Below are 25,687 nucleotides of genomic sequence, written 5' to 3' on the forward strand. Positions count from 1 at the left end.
GATCGATGATCGACCACGGATCCGTCATACAGTCGTGGACTATGCACATGCTGTTCCGCACGCTGCTCCACATCCTGTTCCTGTCGCGGCGCAAGCCCGACCTCGGGCACTACGACGTCGCCCGCACGAACTTCATCACGCTGCCGACCGACCTCGACATCAACCGGCACATGAACAACGGCGTGTACTTCTCGATCATGGATGTCGCCCGGTTCGACATGCTCGTGCGCAACGGCGTCTGGCGGTCGTTCCGCGAGAAGGGCTGGTACCCGGTCGTTGCAAGCGAGACGATCACCTTCCGCAAGTCGCTGAGCCTCTGGGAACGCTTCACGATCGAGTCGAAGCTCGTCGGCTACGACGACAAGGCCGTGTACATGGAGCAGCGCTTCGTGCGCCCTGGCCCTGACGGCAGGCCCGAGGTGTACGCCCAGGGCTTCATCCGGGCGCGCTTCCTCCGCAAGTCGGGCGGCACGGTGCCGACCGCGGAGCTCATCGAGGAGTTCGGCGCCCTCGAGGGTGAGGGCATCCCCGAGTGGATCGAGCGCTGGGGCGCGGATGTCGCGCTGCCGGCCACCCGGGCCGAGGCACCCTCGGTCTGGCACTGATCCGCGGGCGACGGATGCCGCGGCATCCGCTCGGCCCTTCCGGACCCCGCTAGGAGCGCGCCTTCATCGGCACGACGACCTCCTTGATGATGAGCAGGATGCCGGCCGCGATGGGGATCGCGACGAGCGCACCGGGGAGACCGGCGAGCGTGCCGCCCGCGAGGGCGGCGATGAGCACGATCGAGCCGGGAACCTGCACGGCCTTGCTCATCACCCTCGGCGTGAGGATGTAGGCCTCCACCTGCATGTAGACGAGCATCGCGGCCAGCACGATGATCGCGGACAGCGGCGAGACGAAGAGCGCCAGGACGGTCATCGCGATGGTGGTCAGCACCGTGCCGATGAGCGGGATGAGCGTGATGAAGAACGCGGCGACCGCGATCACGAGGGCGTACGGCACCTGCGCGACCGTGAGCACGAGCAGGCTGAACACCGCGTTGAAGAACGCGAGGATCACCATGCCGCTGAGGTAGCGGCCGACGTTCTGCATGATGCGCTCGGCATAGTCGACAACCCGGTCGCGGTGCGACGCCGAGATGAGCGTGTAGATCGCCGCCTTCGACGAGTCCAGCGTGGCGATGAAGTAGATCGTCAGGATGAAGATGAAGAATCCCGTCGAGATGCCGCCCACGATCGCGAGCCCCACGTTGAGGGCACCGCCGCCGATCGTCGCCCAGGTGTTGGGATCGCTGATGAGGCCGACGACCCAGTTGTAGATCGTCCCGATGATGCCGCCGGTGCCCGACTGCGCGTCCTGGAACCACTGCTGCGACTGCAGGTCCTTGTACATCTGCGGCAACTGCTCGACGAACGTGACCGCCTGGGTGATCACGAGCGGCAGCACGAGCCAGAGGAGGCCGGCGATCACGAGCACGAACAGCAGGATCACCGTCACGATCGCGACGCCGCGCTTCATGCCGCGGCGCTGGAACCAGCGCACGAGCGGGTCGAGGCCGAGCGTGATGAAGGTCGCGGCGAAGACCGAGAACAACACGCCCGACATCTGGAGCAGCGTGAGCGCGAGGCCGACCGCGAGGAGTAGGCCCAGCGTCGCGATGAACGCCCAGACGAACGGCCGGTTCGCCATCAGGTTCGCGTGCCGCTCCCGCAGGCTCGACCGCTCGTCGGCCTCGCGGGCATGTCGCACGATGCTCTTCACGGCGTCAGTCTAGGGGTGAGGATGCCTCGCACCGGCGAAGCGCACCGCCGAAGCGCACGGCCGGACTGCGACGCGCAGCGCCGCGGCATCCGGTCGACGACGGCCGAACGCGTCACGTCAGCTGCGCGCTGCCGCCGGCACGTGCAACTCCTCGTAGTGCTCGGAGAGAACCGGGTAGTACTGCTCCCACTCGGGGAGCTCCCGACCGGCCCGGGCCGCGACGAGGCGGTCGAGGTAGTAGTCCCATCCGGGGCCCATCGTCTTGGCATCGGCAGGGTCGTGCAGCCGCTGGGCGAAGGTGAGCGTCGTCATGCCGCCGGCCTCGAGCAGATGGCAGAACACGCGGATGCCGCCGGGTGCCGGTCCGGAGTCGGCGAGGAAGCGGTGGGGCGGGTCGCACTCGAGGATGCTCACGTTCTCCCACTCGCCGCCCTCCTCGAAGGTCATGCGGAAGCGCACGCCACCCGTCTCGGGCCGTCCGGTGTAGGTGCCGATCCAGGCCTGCATCGCCGTGGGATTCGTGAGGCTGAACCACACGTCCTCGATCGGCGCCTTGAACAGGCGGTCGAACTGCAGGTAGAGGCCGTCTGGCTTCACCATGTAGTGGCCGGTCGGTTTCGCGGTCATCTTGGCCCCCCGCTCGTCGTGGATTTCAGGCTAAACCCGTGGCGTGTCAAACCACTAGAGTTGGCGCCATGGGTTCCAAGGGGGGCGCGCAGCGCAAGCCGAATCATCCGTCCAGCGGGCAGTCGCACGAGGAGACGATGAACGTCACCGAGGGCAGATCGGGGCTGTGGGGCGCCCTCGCGGGCCTCTTCACCTTCGCGCTCATCGCCGTGCCGCTCTCGGCGGCGTTCTCGTTCGCGACGCATCCGAACACGCAGCAGCTCTTCGCGGGTCGCCTCGATGAGATCTCGCAGGGCGGGTACGTCGCCTTCTGGTGGATCGTCACGATCTTCCTCCTGGCGCTGCCGTTCCTCGTCGGCTATGCCATCGCGAGGTTGTCCGGCCGTTCGCTCGTGATCGTGGGTGCAATCATCGCGCTCTTCGTGATCGCGATCCTCGTGCTGGGGCAGATGTTCGTCTTCTGATCGATCGGGGGAGCCATGCAGCTCGCGAAGGCGTCGGACGATGCCAAGGCGCTGTTCACCTCGGTGGTGCCCGATGATCCACGCGTCGTCGTGAAGCCGATGTTCGGCAACCTCGGCGCGTTCGTCAACGGCAACATGTTCGCAGGCCTGTTCGGCGACCGCATCGGAGTGCGCGTCCTCGACGAAGCCGCGCGTGCCGAGCTCGCTGCGACTCCGGGTGCCGGGCCGTTCGGGCCGGAGGAGCGCCCGATGGGCGGCTATGTGGCCGCGCCCGAGACGTGGGCGAGTGAGCCCGACCGCCTGGGCGAGTGGGTGGCGCGGGCCTTCGACGAGGTCGCGGCGCTTCCGCCGAAGGCGCCGAAGCCGCCCAAGGGCGGCGCCAAGCGCTGATCCCAGCCGGCCCCGTGGGGTTCCGGTGCACGTCACCTCGGGGCGTCAGCCGCGATCGGATGCCGCATCGAACACGTCGCGCGCCGCGGTGATCTCCTCGTGGTTGGCGGCGGCCCAGCCGACCAGGCCGAGCACGGGCTCGGCGAGCGAGCGACCGAGGTCGGTGGAGGCGTACTCCACCCGCGGTGGGATCTCGGCGTAGCTCGTGCGGGAGACGAGCCCGTCGCGCTGGAGGTTCCGGAGCGTCTGCGTGAGCATGCGGTGCGAGATGCCGTCGATGCGGCGCTGGAGTTCCGTGAAGCGGAGCGGTCGCTCGTCGAGGAGTCCGATCACGAGCAGGCTCCACTTGTCTCCCACACGGGAGAGCACGTCGCGGATGACGCGGCTCGACGGGTGGTCGACGCTGCACGTCGACGACGGGACGTTGGGGTGGTCGGCGAGGGTGCGGCCTGCGAACGGCGCAGACGCCGCGGCATCCGTGGTGGTCATCTGGTGCTCTCCCCTCGTTCCTTCCGATACGCACCTCGAGGTGCGTGACGCACGATGAAGTGCGGGGGACCTGTCGGCTAAAGTCACCGATCGTGCGTCACGCACTGATGGTAACCGACCGGTCTGGAGAGTCCCATGATCATCGCCCTGTGGATCGTCACCGCGCTGCTCGCCCTCGTCTTCCTCGCGTCCGGCTTCATGAAGTCCACGACGCCGCGCGAGAAGCTCCTGCCGAGGATGGCCTACATGGAGGACCTGTCCGACGGGCAGGCCCGCGTCGTGGGCGTGCTCGAGTTCCTCGGCGCGCTCGGCCTCGTGCTGCCGGCGGCCACGGGCATCCTGCCCTGGCTCACGCCCGTCGCCGCCTTCGCACTCGCGCTCACCATGGGCGTCGCCACGGGGCTGCACGTGAGGCGGCGGGAGTCGTTCGTGCCGAGCGTGGTGCTCGGCGTCGTCGCGCTTGCCGTGGGCATCGGGTGGGTGCTGCTCGGCTGATTCCCTCGTTCCATACCATGCGGTATGGTATGGAACATGACTTTACGTCAACGAGGCGCCCGGTGACCGCATTGCCCGACCCGATCTGGCCGGTCGTGGTACTCGCTGCGATCCAGCTCTTCGACGGCGTGATCAGCTGGAAGCCCGTGCCCTTCGTCGCGAAGTGCTTCGACGACGTGCACTTCCCTCGGAAGTGGTGGTGGGTCCTCACGCCGATCAAGTTCGCCGCGGCGGCCGGGCTGGTCGCCGGCATCTGGATCCCGTACCTCGGCCTCGTCACCTGCGTCGCGCTCGTCGCCTACTTCCTCGTCGCGATCGGCATGCACGTCGCGGCTCGCGACTTCGGGCGCAACCTGTTCGTGAACGCCACGGGCATGCTCGTGATCTGCGTCGCGACGACGCTGTGGTGCTTCCTGCTCTGAGCCCGCACTCAGGCGTCGTCTTCGGCGGGCACCGCCTCGAGCAGCAATTCGTAGATCGAGCGCAGCTCCTCGGCATCGACGGGGGGCACGATGGCGGCGGCCCCGAGTGACACGAGGTACGGCACGAGGGCCGCGGTGCGCGCCGCGGCATCCGTCTCGGCCGCCGGACGCCATGCCGCCTGCAACGCCTCGATCGCGGCGGCGTCGATGCGCGCCTGCGTCGCGCGCGCCTCGGGATCGGCGTACGCCCACGCACGCACCGCGGCGTCGAGCTCGGGGCGACGAAGTCCGTCGTCGCGCGAGACGAGGGTCGTCAGCCAGGCGAGCGTCGCCCGCGTGCCCTCGCCCCCGCGGGACTCGATCGCCGCGGCGAGCGAAGTGCGCGCCTGCTCCTCGTAGTGCGCGAGCAACGCGCGGCGGAAGTCGGCCGCGCCGTCGAAATGGTGGTGGAACGAGCCCTTCGTCACGCCGAGCCGCGCCGCCAGCCCGTCGATGCGGAGGCCGTCGACGCCCTCGCTCGCGAGCACGGCGAGTCCCTCGTCGAGCCAGCGCGCGCGTGTGATCCGCATGCAGACACCGTACCTGAGGGTACGGTGGGGCGCGTCAGCTCAGGCGGTCTCCGCGTCCAGCACGGCCATCGCCGCATTGTGGCCGCCGATGCCGCTCACCGCGCCGCCGCGCACGGCGCCGGAGCCGCAGAGCAGGATCCGCGGATGCCGCGTCCCGACCCCCCAGCGCTCGGCCGGCGTCGCGAGCGGCGCGCCGTCCTCCGCCCACGGCCACGACAGCGGTCCGTGGAAGATGTTGCCGCCGGGCATGCGGAGGGCCTCCTCGAGGTCGAGCGTCGTCTTCGTCTCGATGCACGGGCGGCCGGCGGCATCCGTGGCGATGACGTCCTCGATGGGCTCGGCGAGCACCGAGTCGAGCGATGCGAGCACGGCGGCCTGCAGCCGGTCGCGGAGCTCGTCGTTGCCGAACCGCTCGAGGAGCCGGTGCGGCACGTGCAGCCCGAAGACGGTGAGTGTGTGGGTGCCGGATGCCGCGAGCTCGGGCGAGAGGATCGACGGGTCGCTCAGGGTGTGGCAGTAGATCTCGCACGGGAGCGGTGACGGGATGCCACCGCGTGCGGCCGTCGTGAACGCCGCGTCGAGCTGCGACGCGAGCTCGTTGATGTGGAACGTGCCGGCGAACGCCGCCTCGGGGGCCACCTCCGTGTCACGGAGCCGCGGGAGGCGGGTGAGCACCAGGTTCACCTTCACCTGGGCGCCCTCGGGCTCGGCCAGGCGGCGCAGGCGCTCGCGCACCACGGGCGGCACGTCGATCACGGCGTCCGTCGCTCCGGCCGCAAGAAGCCGATCGAGCACGACGGGCGCGACATTGGCGAGCACGGTGCCGACCGTCACCGTGTGCTCGGCGCCGCCGTGCGAGTAGCGCACGCGCCCCTCGGGATCGACGGCGAGCACCTCGGCCCCCGTGACGAGCTCGGCGCCGGCGTCACGGGCTGCGCGCGCGAGCTCGCCGCTGACGGCTCCCATGCCGCCGATGGGCACGTTCCAGTCGCCGGTTCCGCCACCGATCACGTGGTAGAGGAAGCAGCGGTTCGCGTCGAGGCCGGGGTCGTCGAGGTCGGTGAACGTGCCGATGAGGCCGTCGGTCGCGACGACGCCGCGCACGAGGTCGCTTGTGAACCGCTCGTCGAGGACGCGGCCGAGCGGCTGCTCGATGAGGTCGCTCCACGCGCGGTCGTCTCCAACGAGCTCGCGGGCCTCCGACCGGGTGAGCAGCGGCTCGGTGAGGGTGGGGAAGAGCCGCTCGGCGAGCCGGCCGGTATCGGCGTAGAAGTCGTTCCACGCGGCGGCATCCGCCTCGGCGCCCACGCGCTCGAAGGCTGCGACCACCTCCGGGCCGGCCTCGTGGTCGACGAGCAGCCCTCGCTCGGGGTCGGCCGGGTCGGGTGTGTACGACGAGAAGCGCCGCCGCACGAGGCGCACGTCGAGCCCGAGGTCGTCGATGATGCGCTGCGGAAGGAGGCTCACGAGGTACGAGTAGCGGGAGAGGCGCGCGTCGACGCCGTCGAACGCCTGCGCCGAGACGGCGGCGCCGCCGAGGTGGTCGTCACGCTCGAGGACGAGCACGGAGCGTCCGGCACGGGCGAGGTAGGCGGCGGCCGTCAGGCCGTTGTGTCCGCCGCCGATGATCACGACGTCGTGGGGCATCCCACGAGCGTAGACGAGCGTCCGCGGCATTCGACGCGCTCGTCTACGCTGCTGGGGTCATGCGCAGGTGCGCTCAGCGCGCCCGGCGCATCGCCTGCACGCCGAGCACGATGCCGATCGCGCAGGTCACGGCCGCCGCGATCACGCCGCCGATCACCGACGGGTCGCCGAAGTCGCCCGCGAGCAGCGCCCGCTCGGCGGCCACGAGGTAGCTCAGCGGGTTGACCGCCGCGGCGACCTGCATCCACTCGGGTCCGTCCTCGAGCGGGAGCAGCATGCCCGAGAGGATCATCAGCGGGAACAGCAGCGTCTGGTGCACCATCCAGAACATCCAGTCGCGGTTGCGGCAGGCGAGCGCCAGGCGATAGCTCAGCGCGCCGAAGCCGATGCCGAACACCGCGAGCACGGCGAGGCCGGCGATGAGACCCGGCACGTCGAGCCGGAACCCGAACGGCACCGCCACGAGCACCACGATCGTGCCCTGGATGACGAGCGGCACGACCTCCTTGAGCGCGCGCCCCACGAGCAGGGCGCTCCGCGACAGCGGGGCGACGAGGGTGCGCTCGTGCGACCCCGTCTGCATCTCGAAGAGCAGGTTCGCGCCCGTCGACGCGGTGCCGAACAGGGCGACCATCACGAGGATGCCCGGCACGAACCACTGCAGGGTGCCCGAGACGTCGCCGCCCGACGCGCCGACGAGCAACGGCCCGAACAGGCCGAGGAAGACGAGCGGCTGCACGAGCGAGAAGATGACGCTGAACGGGTCGCGCACGAGCGGGCGGGACTCGCGCGCGAAGACGGTGGCCGTGTCGTGCACGAAGCCGGTGGGGCGGGCGGATGCCGCGGGCCGCTCGGGTGCGGCGGCGGTCGGTGCGGCGGGGCTGATCGTGTTCACGGTGATGCTCCTTCTGTGTCGTGAGAACAGGTGATTGCGTTGGGATGGTGCGCGTGGTTCCTGAATCCGGGACCGGCGCGGTGTGTCTTCCTGCCTTCGGGACGAGGGCCGCCCCTCTGCTCAGCCCGCGGAGACGAGCTCGCCCCCGGGAGCCGCCGCGGCAGCCTCCTCGCGGAGGCTCCGACCCGTGAGCGCGAGGAACACGTCGTCGAGGGTCGGCTGGCGGTGGGTTGCCGCGACGACCTCCAGGCCGGCGTCGCCGAGCTCGCGGATGTAACGGGGGAGGGCTCGGTCGCCGCCGTGCGCCGTGACGGTGACGACGGTGTCGTCGGCCTCGCCGCCGATGCGGGACGCGGCGGACGCGGCATCCGTCGCCGTGCCGAAGGTGAGCGTCACCCGGTCGCCGGCGAGCGAGGACTTGAGCGCCCACGCCGTGTCGTCGGCGATGACCGCGCCGTGGTCCATCACCATCACGCGTTCGGCGAGCTGGTCGGCCTCGTCGAGGTAGTGCGTGGTGAGGAAGATCGTGGTGCCCGTGGCGCGGCGGAGGTCGACGATGTGGTCCCACAGGTTCGCGCGGCTGTGCGGGTCGAGTCCGGTGGAGGGCTCGTCGAGGAACAGCAGCTCGGGGCGGTGGATGAGTCCGAGCGCGATGTCGAGCCGGCGCTTCTGGCCGCCGGACAGCGACTGCACCTGCCGGTTCGCGACCTGTCCGAGCTCGAGCGACTCGATGAGCTCGGCGGCCCGCGCCCGGGTCTCGCGGCGGCCCATGCCGTAGAACGCGCCCTGCGCGTGCAGCTCGTCGCGCACCCGCTGGGTGTGGCCACCAGAGGTGCCCTGGCCGACGTACCCGATGCGGCGGCGCACCCCGGCGGGGTCGTGGCGGACGTCGAAGCCCGCGACCGTGGCCTCACCCGCGGTGGGCGGGAGCAGGGTCGTGAGCATGCGGAGGGTCGTGGACTTCCCGGCGCCGTTCGGGCCGAGGAAGGCGACGAGCTCGCCATCGGCCACATCGAGGTCGACGGCTCGGACGGCCTCGACGACCTGCCGCTTGGAGCGGAACGTCTTCGTGAGGCCTCGGGCGGTGATCATCCGGTTGGTTCGATTCGCGCTGTTCATGCGCCCAGTCTTCCGAGGTATCCGGTCACTTCCTGTCCTGATTCGGGAAATACTTGGACCATGGCCGCGACCACCTCGAGAACCCTGGAACTCCTCTCCCTGCTGCAGAGCCACCGGCACTGGTCGGCGCGCGAGCTCGTCGACCGCCTCGGCGTGAGCGAGCGCACGCTGCGCCGCGACATCGAGCGCCTGCGCGAGCTCGGCTACCGCATCGAGTCGATGCGGGGGAGCGCCGGTGGTTACCGACTCGAGGCGGGTACCGGGCTGCCACCGCTGCTGCTCAGCGACGACGAGGGGGTCGCGATCGCGGTCGGCCTGCGCTCCCAGGCCACGGCCGGACTCCGTGGCGCCGAGCACACGACCCTCAGCGCGCTCGCCAAGATCGAGCAGGTGCTGCCGCCCGCGCTGCGCCGCCGCATCGACGCGCTGGCGTCGCACGCGACCATCGGCGCCGGTGGGCGCGAGGCATCCGCCCGCCCCACGCCCGAGGTCGACACCGAGCTGCTCGGCCTCCTCGCGCTCGGATGCCGCGACTCCGAGCGACTGCGGTTCACCTATACGGATGCCGCGGGCGAGTCCACCTCGCGGGTCGTCGAGCCCTACCGGCTCGTGCCCGTGGCGCGCCGCTGGTACCTGCTCGCCTGGGACCGGCAGCGCGAGGACTGGCGCACGTTCCGGCTCGACCGCATCAGCGACCTGTTCGAGACACGGGTGCACTTCGAGCCGCGGCCGATGACCGACGAGGCCGCACGCGCACGAGTGGAGACCGCGCTGCGCTGGCGCGACCGCAGCGTGCGCGCGCGGGTCGTGGTGGACCTGCCGCGGGCCGAGCTCGTCGACCACCTCGGGTGGTACGGCCGGGACGTCGTGGCCGACGGGCCGGCCCGCTGCGTGTGGCCGCTCGAGGCCGACACCGTCGAGAACCTCGTGGTGGCGCTCATGTGGGTGCCGCGGGGCATCGGCTACCGCGTCGACGGGCCCCCCGAGGTGCTCGAGTTCCTGGCGGCACAGGCCGAGCGGTTCACCGCAGCGGTCGGACTTCGGGGCGACAGCCGGTAATCCTCGGGTAGGACCGGGGCATGACCAAGCTGAGCGTGAGTCTGCCTCCGGCCGATGTGGCCTTCATCGACTCGATCGCCGTGCAGTTCGACGGCAATCGCTCGGCGGCGATGCACGACCTCGTTCGCCTGGGGCGCGAGCTCGCGGCCGCGGATGACTACGCTGCCGCGTTCGACGAGTGGGAATCGTCCGGCGATGCGAGATGCCTGGGAGTCCGTCACCGCTGACGGGCTCTCGGAGTGAGACGTGGCGACGTCGTCGTCGTCTCCCTCGATCCCGTCCTGTCCGCAGAGGCATCCAAGAGCCGCCCCTGTGTGCTCGTGAGCAACGACGGCGCGAACTCGGTGGCGACGCGGCTCGGCCGGGGTGTGGTGACGGTCGTCCCGCTCACGTCGAACGTCGCGCGTGTGTTCAGCGGCTTCGAGGCTCTCGTGTCCGATCGCGGTGAGCTCGCGACGATGGGCCTCCGGGCGCCGTTGAAGGCGCAGGCCGCGCAACTTCGCGCGGTGTCGGTCGAACGTGTGCGAAGCACCATCGGTCGATGCCCTGCTCGGGTGCTCGATGCGATCGATGAGGCCATCAGGTTCCATCTGTCCTTGTGAGCCGCACGCGCTCCCGCGTGCTCACCCGGTTCGCGGCAACGTGCCGATCTCGTCGCCCGATTCGTCGAAGACGGTCATGGTCGACCCGTCGACGGTGGCCGTGGCGAGCCCGGAGAGCCACGTGTCGATGTCTTCGCAGGCCATGAGCGTCGTGGCGACGTTCTCGAACGTGACGGTGTCGCCCTCCTCGGTCCACTCGCCGTTCATCTGGTTGCAGCCGTCGGTGCCGGTGAGTGTGCCGTCGTCCTCGAGCACGAGCGAGGGCTCGGTGGTCTCGCCGGTGTCGCCCCAGGTGCCGGCCGCACTCTCGGAGCCGCCGCCGTAGCCCGTTCCCCCACCGCCCGTGGCGCACCCCGCAAGTGCGAGGGCCGCAGCCACGAGGATCGTGCCGGTGCGTGTCATGGACCGCAGCATCCGTGCCATGGGCGCCAGCGTACTCCGACCCTCAGCGACCGGCTGGGACCGCCGTCGCGCGTGCCGCCCTCGCGAGCGCGTCCCGGCAGGCGACGACGGCCGGGCGGGCGGCCGCCGCCAAGCGGGTGGAGCTGAAGACCTCGCGCTGCGGATGGCCCGGCAGGTCGACGAGCGTGACGCTCGGCGCCTCGCCCGCCCAGACGAGGTCGGGCAGCAGGCCCACGGCGTTGCCCGAGCGGATGAGCCGGATGTGCGCCATGAGGTCGGCGGTCTCGAAGCGCACGTCGGGCTCGAACCCTGCGGCGCGGCAGAGCTGCTCCGCCCACTCGCGCGAGGCGGTGCCCTGCGGCTCGAGCACCCACGGCATTCCGGATGCCGCGGCGAGGCCGTCGACGACGGGCCGCGCCGTGTGCGGCGGCAGCGCGAGCCGGATCGCGTCGGCGGCGAGGTGCACGCGGTCGAGGTCGTCGCGGTGAGCGCGCGTGTGCCCGGGATACTGCTCTGCGATCACGAGGTCGAAGTCGCGCGCCGCGACCTCGAAGAGGCCCACGTCGGGCTCGCGCTCGGTGACCTCCACGCGCAGGTCGGGGTGCTCGCTGCGGAGCAGGGTGAGGGCCTGCGGCACCATGGCGTGGGCCGCGGACTGGAACACCGCGATGCGCACGGTGCCGCCGACCGCGGTGAGCGAGCGCGCGACATCCGACTCGGCCTCCTCGAGCCGGTCGAGCACGGCGCGGGCGTGACTGACGAGCAGCTCCGCCTGCGGGGTGAGCTGCACCCGTCGCCCGACCTGCACGAGCAGGGGAACCCCGGCCTCCTTCTCGAGCTGGCTGAGCTGCTGCGACACCGAAGACGGACTGTACGAGAGCGCCTCGGCGACGGCGGCGAGCGTACCGCGCTGGCTGAGCTCCACGAGCAGCCGCAGGCGTCGCACGTCGAGCATGAGGTCCTCCCCTTGCCGAGTCGCCCGAATCCGTACGGAAACGGGCCACTCGGGATGGCGATTGATCATTCGATTCTACCGAACGGTATCCGTCGGATTCATTCGCTGTACCGAACGGATGTCACGGCGCACACTGGAAGCTGCACGGCACACCTCAGCGTGCCCGAAGTGAAGGACACTACCCTCGTGACCATGTCGAATGCCGCCACGGATCTCGCGCCGAGCACCGACCACGTCGTCGCCCTCGTGCGCCGCTGGCTCGCCGAGAGCGCCGAACACCCCGCAGACCCGGCCGCCGAGCGCCTCGCAGGGGTGCTGAAGGACCCGAACGGGCTCGCGTTCACCGTGGGCTTCGTCGACGGCGTCATGCGGCCCGAAGACCTGGGCGTCGCCGGCCGCAACCTCGAGCAGGTCGCGAGGCTCACGCCGAAGTTCCTGCCGTGGTACCTGCGCGCCGCGATCCGCCTCGGCGGGTTCGTCGCCCCGGTGTTCCCATGGGTGGTCATCCCGATCGCCCGGCGCGTGCTGCGCCAGATGGTCGGCCACCTCGTGCTCGACGCGACCCCCGAGAAGCTCGGGCCCGCCATCGCCACGCTTCGCGAATCGGGCAACCGCCTGAACCTGAACCTCCTCGGCGAGGCGGTGCTCGGCGAGGACGAGGCCGATCGGCGCCTGCGCGGCACCTACGAGTTCCTCGCCCGCGACGACGTCGACTACGTGTCGATCAAGGTGTCCAGCGTCGTGAGCCAGCTCTCGATGTGGTCGTTCGACGAGGCGGTCGCCAAGGTGGTCGCGAAGCTCACCCCGCTCTACGAGCTCGCCGCCGCTTCGACGGGCTCGGTTTCGACGGGCTCAACCAACAGGGGCAAGTTCATCAACCTCGACATGGAGGAGTACCGCGACCTCGACCTCACGATCGCGGTGTTCACGACCCTGCTCGACCAGCCGCAGCTCCGCGGCCTCGAGGCGGGCATCGTGCTGCAGACCTACCTTCCCGACGCCCTGGGCGCCATGCAGGAGCTCACGGCGTGGGCGACCGCCCGCCGGCAGGCCGGCGGCGCACCGATCAAGGTGCGCGTCGTGAAGGGCGCCAACCTCGCCATGGAGCACGTCGACGCCGCCATCCACGGCTGGCCGCTCGCCACCTACGACACCAAGCAGGACTCCGACACCAACTACAAGCGGGTGCTGCACTGGTCGATGACGCCCGAGCACACCGACGCCGTGAAGCTCGGCGTCGCCGGCCACAACCTCTTCGACGTCGCCCACGCGTGGCTCACCGCCCTTCAGCGCGGCGTCGCGTCCAGCGTCGAGTTCGAGATGCTCCTCGGCATGGCGATCGGCCAGGCCGAGGCGGTGCGCCGAGACGTCGGCAACCTCCTCCTGTACACGCCCGTCGTGAACCCGACCGAGTTCGACGTGGCGATCGCCTACCTCATCCGCCGGCTCGAGGAGAACGCGAGCCAGGACAACTTCATGTCGGCCGTGTTCGAGCTCGACCGCGACCAGCGACTGTTCGAGCGCGAGCGCACCCGGTACGAGCGGTCGCTCGCAGCACTCGAGGCGGACACTTCGACGCTGCTCAGTGGAACTGCCGCGCGCGTGCCCGCCCCGAACCGCACCCAGAACCGACGCGCCGAGTGGACGGATGCCTCGCTCGCCGCGGCGATGGCCGTGGCCGACGCTCCCGCACCCGGCACCGAGCACGAGGACGACGCGTCGCTCACGAGCACCGTGCTCGAGATCGTGCGCGGCTCCGGGGGCCTCGACGTCGATGCAGCGGATGCCGCGGCATCCGGTGCCCTGGCCGCTCCGACCGGCCCCGGCGCCACCCCCGGCTTCCGCAACGAACCCGACACGGACCCCGCACTCGCCGCGAACCGCGAGTGGGGACGCCGCATCCTCGCGCGGGTGCCCGGGTCGCCGCTCGGTCTGGACACGATCGCGCGGGCGCGCATCGTCGATGCCGCGACGCTCGAGTCCGTGATCCGGACCGTGGCCGCGAACGGCCGCGCCTGGGGCCAGCTGCCCGGGTCCGAGCGCGCAGCGGTGCTGCACCGCGCCGGCCTCGCGCTCGCGGCCAACCGCGACCGTCTCATCGAGGTGATGGCGGCCGAGACCGGCAAGACCATCGCCGAGGCGGACCCCGAGGTCAGCGAGGCGATCGACTTCGCGCACTACTACGCCGAGCGCGCGCGCGAGCTCGACCACGTGCAGGGCGCCGTCTTCGTGCCGCCGAAGCTCACCGTCGTGACGCCGCCGTGGAACTTCCCCGTCGCGATCCCCGCGGGCGGCGTGCTCGCCGCGCTCGCCGCTGGCTCGGGCGTCATCATCAAGCCGGCGAAGCTCGCCCAGCGTTCGGGCGCCGTCATGGTCGAGGCGCTCTGGGAGGCGGGCGTGCCCCGCGAGCTCCTCACCCTCGTCGACCTCGGCGCGCGCGAGCTCGGCACCCAGCTCGTCTCGCATCCCGCGGTCGACCGGGTCATCCTCACGGGCGCGTACGAGACCGCGCAGCTGTTCCGCTCGTTCCGCAACGACCTGCCGCTGCTCGCGGAGACGAGCGGCAAGAACGCGATCATCGTGACGCCGTCGGCCGACCTGGACCTCGCGGCATCCGACGTCGTGAAGAGCGCCTTCGGCCACGCCGGCCAGAAGTGCTCGGCCGCGTCGCTCGTGATCCTCGTGGGCTCGGTCGCGAGGTCCGAGCGGTTCCACCGCCAGGTCGTCGACGCCGCCGCGTCGCTGCGCGTCGGCTACCCCGAGCAGGCGCTGAGCCAGATGGGCCCGATCATCGAGCCCGCGAACGGCAAGCTGCTGCACGCCCTCACCCAGCTCGGCATCGACGAGGAGTGGCTCGTCGAGCCCAGGCAGCTCGACGGCACCGGCCGCCTCTGGTCGCCCGGCATCCGCACCGGCGTGAAGGCCGGCTCGTACTTCCACCTCACCGAGTTCTTCGGGCCCGTGCTCGGCGTGATGCACGCCAGGGACCTCGACGAGGCCATCCGCATGCAGAACGCAGTGGACTACGGCCTCACGGCCGGGCTGCACTCGCTCGACCCCGACGAGGTGGCGACCTGGATCGACCGCGTCCAGGCGGGCAACCTCTACGTGAACCGCGGCACCACCGGCGCCATCGTGCAGCGCCAGCCGTTCGGCGGCTGGAAGCGCTCGGCGGTCGGCGCGGGCGCGAAGGCCGGCGGCCCGAACTACCTGTTCGGCCTCGGCGAGTGGATGCCGCAGCACGGCACCTCCTCGAGCACCCTCCACCTGCGCGGCCTCGAGAAGCGCGTCACCGAGCTCATCGAGGCGTCGCAGCCGGCCCTCGACTACGAGTCGTTCGACGTGCTGCGCCGCTCGGCCCTCTCCGACGAGGTCGCCTGGGCCGAGGAGTACGGCGTCGTGAAGGACGTGTCGGGCGTCGGCGTCGAGCGCAACCTGTTCCGCTACCGGCCGCTGCCCGTCACCATCCGCATCGGCGAGGCGTCGACGCTCGCCGAGGGCCTGCGCATCATCGCGGCCGGCCTGCTCGCGAAGGCCCCGCTCACCGTGTCGACGGCGATCGAGCTGCCGAAGGCCGTGCGCACCATCCTCGCCGCACGCGACGTGCGCGTCATCCGAGAGGGCGACGCCGCGTGGCTGGACCGCGCCGCGAAGGGCGGCATCACCACCTCGCGCGTGCGCCTCGTCGGCGGCGGCGCATCGGCACTCGCCGAGGCCCTGGGCGGCACTCCGGATGTCGCGGTGTGGTCGCACCCCGTCACGCCGTCGGGCCGCGTCGAGCTGCTGCCGTTCCTGCACGAGCAGGCGATCTCGATCACGAACCACCGCTTCGGCAACCCCACGACCCTCACGGACGGCGTGATCTAGGTGTGCTGCCCAGGCAGGTTGGTCAATCTGCTGATGGGTGGGTGGCCGCCGATCGCGGTGTGGGGCCGATGGTGATTGTAGGCGTGCAGCCAGGCGGGGAGTGCGTTGCGGCGGGCTGATTCGGAGTTGTAGTGCCGGGAGTATGCCCAGCCGTCGGCGAGGGTGCGGTGGAAGCGTTCGATCTTCCCGTTGGTCTGTGGTCGGTAGGGGCGGGTGCGCTTCGGACGGATACGCAGCTCTGTGCAGGCATCGCGCCAGGCGAAGGAACGGTAAGCCGAGCCGTTGTCGGACAGGACCCGTTCGACCGTCACGCCTCGGTCGGCGAACCAGCCCACCGCGCGGTGGAGCACGGCGACCGCGGTGGCCGCGGTCTCATCGTCGTGGATCTCGGCATAGGCGACACGAGAGTGGTCGTCGATGACGGTATGGATGAATGCGGTCCCGGTGACCATGTCTCCGGCGATGCCTCGTCTGCCGGTTCGTTTCGCTGTGACCGCTCTGTTCCGCATCCCGGAGGAACGACCGACGTATCGCCAGCCTCCGCCGTCGGGGATGTTGCCGAGCTTCTTCACATCGACGTGGATCAACGCACCCGGCGTCGCGTGTTCGTAGCGACGGGCCGGCTCGCCGGTGCGCACGTCGACGTGGCTGAGCCGGTTCACCCGGCAACGAGTCAGGACCGCATGCACCGTCGATGCCGGCATGCCCAGCTCCGCGCCGATCGCGACTGGGCCTAGCCGCTTCTTCCACCGCAGATGCACGACCTTGCGGACTAGGATCCGCGAAGTCTTGTTCGGGCTCGAATGCGGACGTGAGGAGCGGTCCTGCATGCCTGCCTCGCCCATCTCGACGTAGCGACGCGCCCAGCGTTCCGCGGTCCGCCACGACACCCGGAAGTAGCTCGCGGCTGCGGCGATCGTCCACGCGTCTTCGACGACTTTCTGCGCGAGCCGGAGCCGTTGGCGGGGTGTCAAAGCAGCATTAGCGTGGGACACGAGGACCTCCCTGGTCTCGAGTGAGGGAACTAGACAGCTCCACTCTCGACCGGGAGGTCCTCACCCGTCTATCGACACGTCACAACTCAACCAACGTCCCTGGGCAGCACATCTAGGCCGGGTACGGGTTGAGGAGGCCGCGCAGCGGCCGTCTCGAAACCCGGCGTTCGGGCGTCAGGGTTTCGAGACGTGTCGGCCTACTGCCGGCGCTCCTCAACCCGCGGCTCAGGCTCGCCCGCGGGTCTCGGAGTTTCTGAGGCTGAACTCGGCCACCAGGCCGCCGCCCGGCCGCGGGTGGAGTTCGAGCTCACCGCCATGGGCTGCTGCGACGGCCCGCACGATCGACAGCCCGAGTCCGAACCCCTCGCGATCGGCCCGGCGTGACGCCTCACCGCGATGGAAGGGTTCGCCGAGCGCCGCGACCTCGGCGTCGCTCAGTTCGCGGCCGGTGTTCTCCACGGTGAACCCGGGCCGTGGCGGGTCGACCCGCACGATGACGACGCCGCGGTCGTCGTTGTAGCGCATGGCATTGTCGAGCAGGTTGCGCACGGCGAGGCGGAGCAGCTCCTCGTCGCCGTCGACGACGGTGGGGGTGGCGGTGGCGGATGCCTCGAGCGCGATGTCCACCCCCCGCTCTGCCGCGTCGGCTTCGACCTCGGTCACCGCTGCGGCGAGGATTGCGCCGAGGTCGACCCGCACCCGGTCGGCCGTGCGGATGCGCCCCCGCGCGAGCACCAGCAGCGCGCCGATGAGGCGCTCGCTGTGCGCGTTCGCCGAGAGCGCCCGGCGCACCGCCGGTTCGAGCTCGGCGGGCACCCTGCCCTGTTCGAGCGGGATCTCCAACGCCGCACGCGTCACCGTGAGCGGCGTGCGCAGCTCGTGCGACGCGTTCTGGATGAACCGGTCCTGCGCCTCGAAGCCGGTGTGCAGGCGGTCGAGCATGCCGTCGATCGTGTCGCCGAGCTCCTTGATCTCGTCATCGGGGCCCGCGAGCTCGAGACGGCGGTCGAGCTCGTCGGTCGTGATGCGACGGGTGAGCGCGGTGACCTCGGCGATGCGGCTCAGCGAGCGGCGTGCGAGCCAGCCGGCCAGCAGCACGGCGACGATCGCGAAGACCGCGATGACGGCGACGGATGCCACCAGCAGGCTGCCGAGCACCTCCTCCGAGAGCGCCCCCGAGTACTCGTCGAGCGTCGCCTCGAGGCCCTCGGGTGTGATGTGCTCGATGCTCCCCGACGGACCCGCCTCGGCGCCGAACGGGATGTCATCCTGCACCGCGATGCAGCTGGTGGACGGCGCGGCGCCCGAGGATTTCGCGGTCTGCACCGAGGTGCAGACCGTGGCGCCCGAGGCGGACAGGAAGAAGGTCTGCACGAGCAGGTATTGCACGGCGAGCAGGCCGATGCCCGCGGCGACGAATATCACCGCGATCGTGATCGTCAGCCGGGTGCGGAAGCTCCACCGGCGCTGCGAGGTGTCGGGCTGCGTGTCAGAGGTCATGTTCACTCGATCCGGTAGCCGAGGCCCGGCGTGTTGTCGATCAACCACGGGTGCCCGAGCTTCTTGCGAAGTGTGTGCACCGCGAGGCGCACGGTCGCCGCGCTGTGCTCGCCCGGTTCGTCCCAGGCGAGGTCGAGCAGGCGTCGAGGCGAGAGGTAGCCGCCGTCGGCGGCGAGCAGCGCTTCGAGCACGGCGAGCTCACGTCGCGTGAGGCGCACCGGGCGCCCGTCGCGTTCGGCGAGCCGACGGACCGGGTCGAGGCGAACCCCGCCGCGTTCGAGCACCGCGTCGGCCGCGGCATCCCCTCGCCGCCGGCCGAGCGCACGGATGCGGGCCAGCAACTCGACGTACGCGAACGGCTTCGCGAGGTAGTCGTCGGCTCCGAGGTCGAGGCCGCGAACCCGGTCGCCGACGGCGCCGGCCGCGGTGAGCATCAGGATGCGAGCCGGATGCCCCTGCGCCACGAGGGTGCGACACACGGCGTCGCCGGACAGCACCGGGAGGTCGCGGTCGAGGAGCACGACGTCGAAGTCGCTCTCGGCCAGGCGCTGCAGCGCCGCGGCTCCGTCGTGCACGACACCGACGCCGAAGCCGTCGAGGCGCAGGCCCTCGGACAGCGTCTCCGCGAGTTCGACCTCGTCTTCCACGACCAGCACGCGCATCGTTCCTCCACCTCGATTGTGCCCCGCACCGCGTTTGCGGAACGTTTGCCCAAGTGCGACATCGAGCCAACGCCCCCGAGCCTAGAACTGGGCTGTATCCGACCACGAGGAGACAGCAATGTTCCGATCCACACACCCACGAGCGTTCGCCGGCCTCGCGGCCGCCGCGGTCTGCGCGAGCTTCCTGCTCGCGGCCTGCTCCGGGGCATCCCCGGAACCGAGCCCGCAGGCCACCGACGACGCCGCGACCGAGAAGTTCATCGCGTGCCTGCAAGCCGGCGGACTCGATGCGCGCACGGGCCAGAACGGACGCGTGCTCGTGAAGGTGCCCATCGAGGTCGACTCGGAGGGCGGCATCGAGATGGGCCCGCCGCCGAAGGCGGGCGGCGGTGGCAACGTCTCGCTGGAGATCATCGACGGTTCCGCGTACCAGGGCGTCGACGACGCCGACAGCTTCCTCGAGGAGTGGGGCATCGCGCCGATCTACGCGGACTGCGAGGCCGAGGTGCCCGAGTTCGAGCAGCCCTCCGCCGACTTCGGCGGGCCGGACGGCGAGGGGCTCGACCCCGAATTGGATGCCGCCCAGACCGAACTGCTGCTCGCATTCGCCGAGTGCGCCCGCGAGAACGGAGTCGCGGACTTCCCCGATCCCGAGGACGCGTCGATGGTCCTGCCCGAATCGATCGACGAGGCGACCCTCAGGAGCATCCTCACCGCCTGCGGCGACGACCTCGCCGACAGCGAAGCGCCGCTCTCGGTGCGACTGCAGGGCAGCCCCGGCCAAGGCGGCGGCGAGGACCTCGGCCGGGTCTTCGAGGACTTCCCCGAGCTCACCGACAAGGGCCTCATGGTCTCGGCGGGGGCGGGCGAACGATGACCGGGTCGACGCGGAGACGTGCGGGCACGATCGTCGCGAGCGCCGTGGTGCTGGCGCTCGCCGGAGCAGGCGTCGTCGGCTGGGTGTGGTCGACGAACCGCCCCGGCGATTCCGCGGAGACATCCGGCGAGCCCGTCACGAGAGCGGCCGAGCGGGTGACGCTGACGAGCGGCCTGCTGCTGTCGGGCACGCTGAGCTACGGCGACCCCCTGCAGTTGCAGGGCGGCGGATCCGGCATCGTCTCGGCATTGCCGGCGGCGGGCGACATCATCGGCATCGGCCAGCGCGTCTACGAATCGAGCGGCGCACCGATCGTGCTGTTCCGCGGTGAGAGACCGTTCTGGCGGCCGCTCGAGGTGGGCATGACGGATGGCCCGGATGTGCGCCAGCTCGAGCAGAACCTCGCCGACCTCGGCTTCACCGCCGGCATCGACCTCGACATCGACGACACGTTCACCGGCAACACCGCCGCCGCCGTCAAGGCCTGGCAGGCCTCGCTCGGCGTCGAGAAGACCGGCTCGGTCGCGGTCGGCGCCGTCGTCGCCGTCGACGCTCCGTCGATCCGCGTGGACTCGCTCACGAGACTGCTCGGCGAACCCGACGGCGGGGCGGTGCTCGAGTACACGGAGACCACGCTGCGCGGCTACGCCGACCTCACCGAGGCGCAGGAACGCGAGATCGCCACCGGAACCCCGGTGACGCTCACCCTCAAGGACGGCACGGAGGTCGCCGGATCCATCTCGTCGATCGAGCCGTCCCTTCCCGCCGCCGACGAGACGTCGGAGGACACCCCCGCCCAGGCCGTGGTCGATGTGGAGGCGCAGGAGCCCGTCGCCGCGGTGGGGCCGTCGACGGTGCGCATGAAGCTCGGTGAGGAGACGGTCGACGACGCGCTGGTCGTGCCCGTGACGGCGCTCGTCGCCGCGGGAGACGACGGCTACGCGCTCGACGTGATGCGTGGCGGCGAGGCCGTGCGCATCCCCGTCGAGATCGGGCTCATCGCCGACGCGCGCGTGCAGATCGTGTCAAGCGGCGGGGACGGGCTCGACCCGCTCGAAGCCGGCGAAGAGGTGGTGGTCGGATCATGAGCGGACCCGTGCTCGAACTGCACTCGGTGAGCAAGACGTATGCGGGCCATCAGCCCGTCGAGGCGCTGCACGAGGTGTCTTTGCAGGTGCACGCGGGCGAGCTCACGGCCGTGGTCGGCGCATCGGGGTCGGGCAAGACCACGATGCTCTCGATCATGGGCACCCTCGACACTCCGAGCTCGGGGGAGGTCGTCGTCGCCGGCGTCGAGGCCGGCCGACTCGATGAGGCGCGGCGTTCCGCGCTTCGCGCCGAACGGTTCGGATTCGTGTTCCAGCAATTCTTCCTGCTGCCCGCCTTCAACGCACTCGACAACGTGGCGACGGGCCTGCTCTACGCCGGCGTCGGCATCGCCGAGCGTCGTCGGCTGGCACAGCACGCTCTCGAGCGGGTGGGACTCGGTCACCGCCTCCATCACCGGCCCGGCGAGCTCTCGGGCGGTGAGCAGCAGCGCGTCGCGATCGCCCGGGCGCTCGTCGGCCGCCCCGACGTGCTTTTCGCCGACGAGCCGACCGGTGCGCTCGACTCCACCACCGGCGCTGGCATCGTCGAGCTGCTCCGTGAGGCCGCCGACGACGGTGCGGCGGTGGTCGTGATCACCCACGACGAGCACATCGCGGGGTCGCTCGACCACCAGGTCGGGCTGCACGACGGGCGCATCGTCACCACGCAGGCGGTGCCGTCATGACGCGCTCCCCGCGACCCGAGCGCACGAAGCACCGCCGCCTCAGCCTGCCCGAGCTGCTCCGAACGGCCGTCGCGGGGCCGCGCTCGCGGCCGCTGCGCACTGTGCTGTCGGCACTCGGCATCGCGATCGGCATCGCCTCCCTCACGGCGATCACCGGCATCGCGGCATCCGACCGGGCACAACTGCTCGCCGAACTCGACCGGCAGGGCGCGAACCTGCTCGTGATCCAGCCGGGCACCGACCCGGCCGGCGACCCGGTCAGCATTCCGTCGACGGCCCCCGGGATGCTCGAACGGGTCGACGGGGTCGACGGGGTCGGCGTCATCGAGAAGGTCGCCGACGCCGCTTCGGTGTATCGCACCTCGATCGTGCCCGCTTCGCAGACCGGCGGGCTGGGCGTGCGCGTCGCGAACCTCGGACTGCTCGACGCGCTCGACGGCGCTCTCGCCGACGGCGAATGGTTCGACGAGGCCGGCGCGTCGCTGCCGACGACCGTGCTCGGCTCGACGGCGGCCGCACGACTCGGTGTCGCCGAGATCGGCCAGCGGGTCTGGATCGGCGGCGAGTGGCACGCCGTCATCGGAGTGCTCGAACCGCTCGGACTGGCATCCGATCTCGACTCGATGGCGTTCATCGGCAAGGAGTGGGCGGACACCCGCTGGCCGGCCGATGCGGTCGACCCCGCTGAGCTCATCGACACCGAGCAGGCCTCGCGCATCGACGCCGTCTTCGTGCGCAGCCTGCCCGGCGCGGTCGAATCGGTGCGCCCGATGCTCGCCCGCACGGCGAACCCGTACTCGCCCTACCTCGCCGTCTCGAAGCTTTCAGATCTCGTCGATGCGCGGGCGACCGCCGACGCGACCCTGTCGTCGCTCGCGGTCGGTCTCGCGGCGATCGCGCTGCTCGTCGGCGGCATCGGCATCGCGAACACGATGGTGGTCGCCGCGCTCGAGCGACGCGGCGAGATCGGACTGCGCCGTGCCCTCGGCGCCCGGAGCGGCCAGATCGCAAGCCAGTTCCTGACTGAGGCGGCCATCCTCGCACTGTTCGGCGGAATCGCCGGCGTGGTCATCGGCGCGCTCGTCGTCGTCGGCTACGCCGCCTCGAAACAGAGCGTCGTCGTGCTGCCGGTCGAGGTGCTCGTGGGCGGGCCCATTGCGGCACTCGTCGTCGGGGTGATCGCCGGACTCTATCCGGCGCTGCGCGCGGCCCGGCTCGCGCCGACGGAGGCGCTCCGGGCGGTGTGACGTTCGACGGGTGCGGGTTGAGGAGGCCGCGCAGCGGCCGTCTCGAAACCCGACGTTCGGGCGGTGGGATTTCGAGACGCGTCGGCCTGCGGACGGCGCTCCTCAACGCGCGGTCAGCGCCCGCGGTTCAGTCGCCGCACCGGGCGCGGGGCGCGTCCGCCGAGGAAGGACTCGCCTGCGGCCACGAGGAAGCCGTTCTTCAGCGCCTCGCGGCCGATGAGCATGCGGAAGCCCATCTCGTCGCGATTGGTGAGCGAGATCTCGGTGGCCATGGTGCGGCCGATCAGCCTGACGTCCATGAGCACGACGATGCGCTCCTCGCTGTGCCCCGACGAGCTGCGCACCGTACGGCGGTCGTGCACGGGCCACTCGACGACCACGGCGTCCTCCTCGCTGTCCTGCCACGGGTGCACCCCGAACCGCACGCCGTCACGACCGTCGGGCAGCACGATCTCCTCGAGATCGAAGGCGTGCAACGACGACGTGCGCGCGCCGGTGTCGAGCTTCGCCTTGATCCAGCGCACCCCGATTCCGGGCAGGCTCACCCATTCGCGCCATCCGGCGATGATGCTTGAATAGGGGGGCCCCGTCACCCCACCATCCTCTCAGGGCCCGAATGATGAAACTTGCGATCCTCTCTCGCGCCCCGCAGGCGTACTCCACGCAGCGACTCCGGGCGGCGGCTCTGCAGCGCGGCCACCAGGTGCGGGTGCTGAACACGCTGCGCTTCGCGATCGATCTCTCGGGCGCCGAGCCCGACCTGCAGTACCGGGGCCGGCCGCTGTCCGACTACGACGCGATCCTGCCGCGCATCGGCAACTCGATCACGTACTTCGGCACCGCCGTGGTGCGCCAGTTCGAGCAGATGGACGTCTACACTCCGAACACCGCCAACGGCATCACGAACGCACGCGACAAGCTCCGGGCGAACCAGATCCTCTCGCGCCACAACATCGGCATGCCGGCGACCGCGTTCGTGCGCAATCGCGCCGACGTGCGGCCGGCGATCGCGCGCGTCGGCGGCGCGCCGGTCGTGATCAAGCTCCTCGAGGGCACGCAGGGCATCGGCGTCATCCTCGCGCCCGAGGTCAAGGTCGCCGAGGCGATCATCGAGACGCTGCACTCGACGAAGCAGAACGTGCTGATCCAGCGGTTCATCAAGGAGAGCCGCGGTCGCGACATCCGTGCCCTGGTCGTCGGCGACCGCGTGGTGGCCGCCATGCGGCGAGTGGCGAGCGGCGACGAGTTCCGTTCGAACGTGCATCGCGGCGGCACGGTCGAGCGCGTCGAGGTGACCCCCGAGTACGAGCAGGCAGCCGTGCGCTCGGCGCAGATCATGGGCCTGAAGGTCGCGGGCGTCGACATGCTCGAGGGTGCAGAGGGCCCGCTCGTGATGGAGGTGAACTCGTCGCCCGGCCTGCAGGGCATCGAGACCGCGACGAGGCTCGATGTGGCCGGCGCGATCATCGACTACATCGCGAACCAGGTCGCGTTCCCCGAGATCGACGTGCGCCAGCGCCTGACCGTCTCGACCGGGTACGGCGTCGCCGAGCTCCTCGTGCACGGCGGCGCGGACCTCGTCGGCAAGACCATCGGCGAGTCCGGCCTGGGGGAGCGCGACATCACGGTGCTCACGTTGCACCGCGGCACGAACGTGATCCCCAACCCGCGCAGCCGCGTCGTGCTGGAGGGGGAGGACCGCCTGCTCTGCTTCGGCCGGCTCGAGGAGATGCGCTCGATGATCCCCGAGCGGCGCCGGCGCCGGGCGAAGGTGCGCAAGCTCCCGAAGGAGCCGATCCCCGAGACGTGACGCTCCGTTTCGGGATCGAAAGCATGAGGACGCGACTTCCAGCTGTCGCTCGTTCCTGTTCCGGATGCCGCTGCGGCGTGTCGTCTGTGTTCGTGCTGCGCGGGCTGCGGGTTGAGAGGCCGCGCAGCGGCCGTCTCGAAAACCCGACGTTCGGGCAGCCGGGTTTCGAGACGCGTCCGGCTGCGCCGGGCGCTCCTCGACCCACGGGCTCGTCAGCGCTCCGCGTCGAGCGCCGACTCGACGAGCGCCAGCGCCGTCGTGCGGTCGACGCCGAGGTGGTGCACCCGATCGGCGTACGCGATCGCCGCGAGCTGCGCCTCGCGCGTGGTCGGGTCGCCGGTCGCCGAGACGAAGCTGCCGGCCCGGCCGCGGGTCTCGATCACGTGGTCGGCCTCGAGCGCGCGATAGGCCTTGGCCACGGTGTTCACGGCGAGGTCGAGCTCGGCGGCGAGCGCACGCACGGTCGGCATGCGCGTGCCCGGAGCGAGGGTGCCGTCGGCCACGGCCTCGACCACCTGGCGCCGCAGCTGCTCGAACGGCGGTGCGGATGCTGCGTGGTCGATCGACAGCCTCATGCGTCGCCCGCTCCGCCCGCGGCATCCGTCGCCGGGCCGAAGTTCCGCTCGTACCTGAGGGAGCCGTCGGGGTGGTAGCTGCGCCAGACCCCGACCTTCCGGCCGTCGACGTACTCGCCCTCGTCGATGAGCTCGCCGGAGGCGTGCCACCGCCGCCACGGACCCACCTGCACGTTCCGCACGAAGGCGCCCGCCTGCAGCGGGCCCCCGCCCTCGCGCCACCAGCGCCACGGCCCGTCGAGGGCGTCGTCGACGCGCCCCCCGATCGCCTTCAGTCGCCCGTTGCGGTACCAGACACGCCAGAGCCCCTGCTGCGCGCCGTGCACGTACTCGCCCTCGGCCGACACCTTGCCGTTCGCGAAGTGCTCCTGCCAGTGGCCGTGCTTGCGGCCGTCGTCGTCGAGCGCGTTCGGGGCGGACTCGCTCGGTGCGGCCTCGCTCGAGGTGAACTCGATCGGCCCGCCCGCGGCATCCGTCATGG

Annotated in this window: 29 protein-coding genes; 14 read left to right on the forward strand and 15 right to left on the reverse strand. The window is 71.0% G+C overall.

Annotated elements, in window-relative coordinates; translation table 11 throughout:
* The first annotated feature begins 41 nt into the window (after positions 1-41).
* Positions 42-605 carry a thioesterase family protein gene (locus tag ASG80_RS02100; protein ID WP_056727940.1) on the forward strand — a complete coding sequence of 188 codons (564 nt, stop codon included), beginning with the start codon at positions 42-44 and terminating at the stop codon, positions 603-605.
* Positions 606-654: 49 nt separating this feature from the next.
* Here ASG80_RS02100 and ASG80_RS02105 read toward each other — a convergent pair whose 3' ends face one another.
* Positions 655-1,764 (reverse strand): AI-2E family transporter, encoded by a 1,110-nt coding sequence (locus ASG80_RS02105; RefSeq protein WP_056727943.1) that lies wholly within the window; start codon positions 1,762-1,764, stop codon positions 655-657.
* 117 nt (positions 1,765-1,881) lie between these two features.
* Positions 1,882-2,391: an SRPBCC domain-containing protein gene (locus ASG80_RS02110; protein ID WP_056727945.1), complete on the reverse strand. Its 510-nt coding sequence runs from the start codon at positions 2,389-2,391 to the stop codon at positions 1,882-1,884.
* 68 nt (positions 2,392-2,459) lie between these two features.
* Between ASG80_RS02110 and ASG80_RS02115 the strand changes: the two genes are divergently transcribed.
* Positions 2,460-2,855, forward strand: coding sequence for a hypothetical protein (locus ASG80_RS02115; protein ID WP_056727947.1), 396 nt, complete (start codon positions 2,460-2,462; stop codon positions 2,853-2,855).
* A 15-nt stretch (positions 2,856-2,870) separates the two neighbouring features.
* Positions 2,871-3,245: a TfoX/Sxy family protein gene (locus tag ASG80_RS02120; protein WP_056727949.1), complete on the forward strand. Its 375-nt coding sequence runs from the start codon at positions 2,871-2,873 to the stop codon at positions 3,243-3,245.
* 45 nt (positions 3,246-3,290) lie between these two features.
* On the opposite strand, the gene ASG80_RS02125 is transcribed toward ASG80_RS02120, so the two are convergent.
* A complete protein-coding gene (locus tag ASG80_RS02125) occupies positions 3,291-3,734 on the reverse strand; it encodes a helix-turn-helix domain-containing protein (RefSeq protein WP_082589660.1) in 444 nt (147 codons plus the stop codon).
* Positions 3,735-3,869: 135 nt separating this feature from the next.
* Between ASG80_RS02125 and ASG80_RS02130 the strand changes: the two genes are divergently transcribed.
* Positions 3,870-4,229: a DoxX family protein gene (locus ASG80_RS02130; RefSeq protein ID WP_056727951.1), complete on the forward strand. Its 360-nt coding sequence runs from the start codon at positions 3,870-3,872 to the stop codon at positions 4,227-4,229.
* 62 nt (positions 4,230-4,291) lie between these two features.
* Entirely contained in the window at positions 4,292-4,651 is a 360-nt protein-coding gene (locus ASG80_RS02135) for a DoxX family protein (RefSeq protein ID WP_200952465.1), read from the forward strand.
* An 8-nt stretch (positions 4,652-4,659) separates the two neighbouring features.
* On the opposite strand, the gene ASG80_RS02140 is transcribed toward ASG80_RS02135, so the two are convergent.
* The 4 genes from ASG80_RS02140 to ASG80_RS02155 all read right to left on the reverse strand — a co-directional run bounded on the left by ASG80_RS02140 (position 4,660) and on the right by ASG80_RS02155 (position 8,881).
* Positions 4,660-5,220: a TetR/AcrR family transcriptional regulator gene (locus tag ASG80_RS02140; protein ID WP_056727955.1), complete on the reverse strand. Its 561-nt coding sequence runs from the start codon at positions 5,218-5,220 to the stop codon at positions 4,660-4,662.
* 39 nt (positions 5,221-5,259) lie between these two features.
* Positions 5,260-6,867 carry an NAD(P)/FAD-dependent oxidoreductase gene (locus ASG80_RS02145; protein ID WP_200952466.1) on the reverse strand — a complete coding sequence of 536 codons (1,608 nt, stop codon included), beginning with the start codon at positions 6,865-6,867 and terminating at the stop codon, positions 5,260-5,262.
* Between the two features lie 73 nt (positions 6,868-6,940).
* Positions 6,941-7,762: an ABC transporter permease gene (locus ASG80_RS02150; RefSeq protein WP_235507993.1), complete on the reverse strand. Its 822-nt coding sequence runs from the start codon at positions 7,760-7,762 to the stop codon at positions 6,941-6,943.
* A 120-nt stretch (positions 7,763-7,882) separates the two neighbouring features.
* On the reverse strand, positions 7,883-8,881 hold the full coding sequence (locus ASG80_RS02155) for an ATP-binding cassette domain-containing protein (protein WP_235508001.1): 999 nt from the start codon (positions 8,879-8,881) through the stop codon (positions 7,883-7,885).
* Positions 8,882-8,941: 60 nt separating this feature from the next.
* Between ASG80_RS02155 and ASG80_RS02160 the strand changes: the two genes are divergently transcribed.
* From ASG80_RS02160 to ASG80_RS02170, 3 genes are read left to right on the forward strand one after another with little or no spacing between them, the layout of a single operon-like run.
* Positions 8,942-9,940 carry a YafY family protein gene (locus ASG80_RS02160; protein WP_082589662.1) on the forward strand — a complete coding sequence of 333 codons (999 nt, stop codon included), beginning with the start codon at positions 8,942-8,944 and terminating at the stop codon, positions 9,938-9,940.
* Between the two features lie 20 nt (positions 9,941-9,960).
* Complete coding sequence (locus ASG80_RS02165) at positions 9,961-10,167, forward strand: antitoxin (protein ID WP_200952467.1); 207 nt, start codon at positions 9,961-9,963, stop codon at positions 10,165-10,167.
* 12 nt (positions 10,168-10,179) lie between these two features.
* Positions 10,180-10,542, forward strand: a complete 363-nt coding sequence (locus ASG80_RS02170; protein WP_056727962.1) for a type II toxin-antitoxin system PemK/MazF family toxin — start codon at positions 10,180-10,182, stop codon at positions 10,540-10,542.
* 21 nt (positions 10,543-10,563) lie between these two features.
* Here the strand turns inward: ASG80_RS02170 and ASG80_RS02175 are convergent, their stop codons facing one another.
* Positions 10,564-10,944 (reverse strand): META domain-containing protein, encoded by a 381-nt coding sequence (locus tag ASG80_RS02175; protein WP_056727963.1) that lies wholly within the window; start codon positions 10,942-10,944, stop codon positions 10,564-10,566.
* A 43-nt stretch (positions 10,945-10,987) separates the two neighbouring features.
* On the reverse strand, positions 10,988-11,899 hold the full coding sequence (locus ASG80_RS02180) for a LysR family transcriptional regulator (RefSeq protein ID WP_056727965.1): 912 nt from the start codon (positions 11,897-11,899) through the stop codon (positions 10,988-10,990).
* 192 nt (positions 11,900-12,091) lie between these two features.
* On the opposite strand from ASG80_RS02180, the gene ASG80_RS02185 reads away from it, so the two are divergent.
* The gene (locus tag ASG80_RS02185) at positions 12,092-15,766 is read left to right on the forward strand and encodes a bifunctional proline dehydrogenase/L-glutamate gamma-semialdehyde dehydrogenase (protein ID WP_056728501.1); all 3,675 of its coding nucleotides are present in this window, start codon (positions 12,092-12,094) and stop codon (positions 15,764-15,766) included.
* On the opposite strand, the gene ASG80_RS02190 is transcribed toward ASG80_RS02185, so the two are convergent.
* The 3 genes from ASG80_RS02190 to ASG80_RS02200 form a co-directional block, all read right to left on the reverse strand.
* On the reverse strand, positions 15,763-16,761 hold the full coding sequence (locus tag ASG80_RS02190) for an IS481 family transposase (RefSeq protein ID WP_056727967.1): 999 nt from the start codon (positions 16,759-16,761) through the stop codon (positions 15,763-15,765). The genes ASG80_RS02185 and ASG80_RS02190 overlap by 4 nt on opposite strands.
* A 225-nt stretch (positions 16,762-16,986) precedes the next feature.
* Positions 16,987-18,261 carry a HAMP domain-containing sensor histidine kinase gene (locus tag ASG80_RS02195; protein ID WP_056727969.1) on the reverse strand — a complete coding sequence of 425 codons (1,275 nt, stop codon included), beginning with the start codon at positions 18,259-18,261 and terminating at the stop codon, positions 16,987-16,989.
* Between the two features lie 2 nt (positions 18,262-18,263).
* On the reverse strand, positions 18,264-18,923 hold the full coding sequence (locus ASG80_RS02200) for a response regulator transcription factor (protein WP_056727971.1): 660 nt from the start codon (positions 18,921-18,923) through the stop codon (positions 18,264-18,266).
* A 118-nt stretch (positions 18,924-19,041) separates the two neighbouring features.
* Between ASG80_RS02200 and ASG80_RS02205 the strand changes: the two genes are divergently transcribed.
* Genes ASG80_RS02205 through ASG80_RS02220 form a run of 4 tightly spaced genes read left to right on the forward strand, consistent with a single transcriptional unit; the run spans position 19,042 to position 22,821 of the window.
* The gene (locus ASG80_RS02205) at positions 19,042-19,800 is read left to right on the forward strand and encodes a hypothetical protein (RefSeq protein ID WP_056727973.1); all 759 of its coding nucleotides are present in this window, start codon (positions 19,042-19,044) and stop codon (positions 19,798-19,800) included.
* Entirely contained in the window at positions 19,797-20,888 is a 1,092-nt protein-coding gene (locus ASG80_RS02210) for a peptidoglycan-binding domain-containing protein (protein ID WP_056727975.1), read from the forward strand. Before ASG80_RS02205 ends, ASG80_RS02210 begins: the two co-directional genes overlap by 4 nt.
* A complete protein-coding gene (locus tag ASG80_RS02215) occupies positions 20,885-21,574 on the forward strand; it encodes an ABC transporter ATP-binding protein (protein WP_056727977.1) in 690 nt (229 codons plus the stop codon). Before ASG80_RS02210 ends, ASG80_RS02215 begins: the two co-directional genes overlap by 4 nt.
* Positions 21,571-22,821, forward strand: coding sequence for an ABC transporter permease (locus ASG80_RS02220; RefSeq protein ID WP_056727979.1), 1,251 nt, complete (start codon positions 21,571-21,573; stop codon positions 22,819-22,821). Before ASG80_RS02215 ends, ASG80_RS02220 begins: the two co-directional genes overlap by 4 nt.
* A 113-nt stretch (positions 22,822-22,934) precedes the next feature.
* Here ASG80_RS02220 and ASG80_RS02225 read toward each other — a convergent pair whose 3' ends face one another.
* Positions 22,935-23,414, reverse strand: a complete 480-nt coding sequence (locus ASG80_RS02225) for a RimK/LysX family protein (protein ID WP_056727981.1) — start codon at positions 23,412-23,414, stop codon at positions 22,935-22,937.
* A 26-nt stretch (positions 23,415-23,440) separates the two neighbouring features.
* On the opposite strand from ASG80_RS02225, the gene ASG80_RS02230 reads away from it, so the two are divergent.
* On the forward strand, positions 23,441-24,631 hold the full coding sequence (locus ASG80_RS02230) for a RimK family alpha-L-glutamate ligase (protein ID WP_056727984.1): 1,191 nt from the start codon (positions 23,441-23,443) through the stop codon (positions 24,629-24,631).
* 212 nt (positions 24,632-24,843) lie between these two features.
* Here the strand turns inward: ASG80_RS02230 and ASG80_RS02235 are convergent, their stop codons facing one another.
* Together ASG80_RS02235 and ASG80_RS02240 are read right to left on the reverse strand one after the other, a co-directional pair.
* Complete coding sequence (locus tag ASG80_RS02235) at positions 24,844-25,206, reverse strand: GntR family transcriptional regulator (protein ID WP_056727986.1); 363 nt, start codon at positions 25,204-25,206, stop codon at positions 24,844-24,846.
* Positions 25,203-25,685 carry a toxin-antitoxin system YwqK family antitoxin gene (locus tag ASG80_RS02240; RefSeq protein ID WP_056727988.1) on the reverse strand — a complete coding sequence of 161 codons (483 nt, stop codon included), beginning with the start codon at positions 25,683-25,685 and terminating at the stop codon, positions 25,203-25,205. The genes ASG80_RS02235 and ASG80_RS02240 overlap by 4 nt, the downstream gene beginning before the upstream one ends.
* Positions 25,686-25,687: the final 2 nt, after the last annotated feature.

The sequence above is a fragment of the Agromyces sp. Soil535 genome, assembly GCF_001428255.1.
Lineage (GTDB): Bacteria > Actinomycetota > Actinomycetes > Actinomycetales > Microbacteriaceae > Agromyces.